Consider the following 1,808-nt stretch of genomic DNA (forward strand, 5'->3'; position numbering starts at 1 on the left):
AGCTGACACTGCCGGTGATCAAGGCGGTGGCGCAGGCGACAGACGAAGAGCGCGCGTTCTGGACCCGCACCATCGAGAAGGGCAAGCAGGAAGACGACGACCTGGAGCAAGCACTGGCGCTGATGGCAAAATACGGCACGCTGGAGGCCACCCGCGAAGACGCCAATGCCTGGGCGGCAAAGGCGAAGGCGGCACTTGACGCCCTGCCCGATCACGAGATCCGCAGCATGCTGCGCGATCTGGCCGATTACGTGGTTTCGCGGCTGAACTGACCGGTCAAAGGGGGCGCTGCCCCCTCGGCCTTCCCCCAGAGGTATTTAAGGCCAGAAAGAAGCAGCAGGACGGCACCGCGCCGTGCGTGAGCGCGGCGCCCGGCCCAACGGCGGACAAGCATCTTTGATGCGCCGGGCCGCGGGCGGGAGTGCCCGTGTTCCGGCGCGCGCAGTGTTTCAGGTCAAAGTGACTGCACTGCACCACCACTCGGGATGCTCCGCCCCGATCTCATAGGCGGCAAAATGCGCGGCTTTCCTTGATGGGTAGAGCGCAAAACAGGTGGCGCCGGAACCGGACATGCGGGCCAGCAGCGCGTTGCGGGAGCAGCGCAGGTCCGCGAGCACCCATTCAATTTCCGGCGCAACACTGATGGCCGGGGCCTCCAGATCGTTGCGCTGTTCGCCAAGCCACGCGGCGCAATCTTCGACGGAGGCAAAAGCCGGAATGTCCTGCGGCATCGGCGGATTGTTGCGGGAGGCAAGTTCGGAAAACACCGGCCCGGTTGGGACATGTGCGCCGGAATTGACCAGCAGCGCGTGCAGCTCTGGCAGCTCCACCGGCGCGACCTGTTCGCCGATCCCTTGCATCCGGGCCGCGCGGGCGGCCATGCAGACCGGCACATCAGCACCAAGCGACAGCGGCAATTCATCGGGAATACCGCAGCCCTGCCCGGAAAGTGCCCGCAGAACCGCAGCGGCGTCTGAGGAGCCGCCACCGATGCCTGCGCCATGGGGCAGATGCTTGTCGAGACCGATCCGGCCGGTCCAGCCTGCCCCCGCGGCGGCTTTCCAAACCAGGTTACGCTCATCCGCCGGCACGCCGCCCGCAAACAGGCCGGAGACATCCAGAGCCAGCTGAGGTCCTGGATCAAGCTGCAGCGTGTCCCCGGTATCAGCAAAAACCACCAGCGAATCCAGCAGGTGATAGCCGTCGGCGCGGCGGCCGGTCACATGCAGGGTCAGGTTGATCTTGGCAGGCGCAAAGACCTCAGCCGCCATTGGCGACCTTCAGCGGCTCAGCGCCCTCCTCGGCCAACACCGCGTCCAGCCCGACCTCCAGTTTGCGGCGGATGCGTTCGGGGTCGGCTTCGCCATCGGTGTCTTCCGGATCAATAAAAGACAGCGCCCGCTTCCACTGGAATTCTGCTTCACGCTCCCTGCCCACGGCCGAGTAGACGTCGCCCAGGTGGTCATTGACCACCGGGTCCACCGGCATCAGCTCAACTGCGCGTTCCATATGGGCGACGGCATCGTCAAACCGGCCCATGCGGTAGAGCACCCAGCCCAGACTGTCGACGATGAAGCCGGAATCAGGGCGCGCCGCGACGGCGCGTTCGATCATGTCCAGCGCCTCGTCCAGCTTACTGCTTTTTTCGACCAGCGAATAACCCAGGTAGTTCAGCACCTGTGGCCGGTTCGGGTCCAGCTCCAGCGAGGCGCGGAAATCGGCCTCGGCCTGGTCCCATTGATCCAGCCGTTCATGGCAGATTCCGCGGGCATAATAGAGGAACCAGCGAGTGCCAGAGTCTTCGGATG

Annotated in this window: 2 protein-coding genes and 1 pseudogene; 1 reads left to right on the forward strand and 2 read right to left on the reverse strand. The window is 65.0% G+C overall.

Annotated elements, in window-relative coordinates; translation table 11 throughout:
• A pseudogene (locus tag A2I95_RS35100) lies at positions 1–272 on the forward strand (polyprenyl synthetase family protein); the annotation flags it as partial.
• A gap of 177 nt (positions 273–449) precedes the next feature.
• On the opposite strand, the gene A2I95_RS35105 reads toward A2I95_RS35100, so the two are convergent.
• Entirely contained in the window at positions 450–1,271 is an 822-nt protein-coding gene (locus A2I95_RS35105) for a 4-(cytidine 5'-diphospho)-2-C-methyl-D-erythritol kinase (RefSeq protein ID WP_291737182.1), read from the reverse strand.
• Positions 1,261–1,808 (reverse strand): tetratricopeptide repeat protein (locus A2I95_RS35110; RefSeq protein ID WP_291737184.1); only part of this gene is annotated, 548 nt, incomplete at its 5' end. The genes A2I95_RS35105 and A2I95_RS35110, both read right to left, overlap by 11 nt.

This window comes from Leisingera sp. F5 (genome assembly GCF_001593695.1).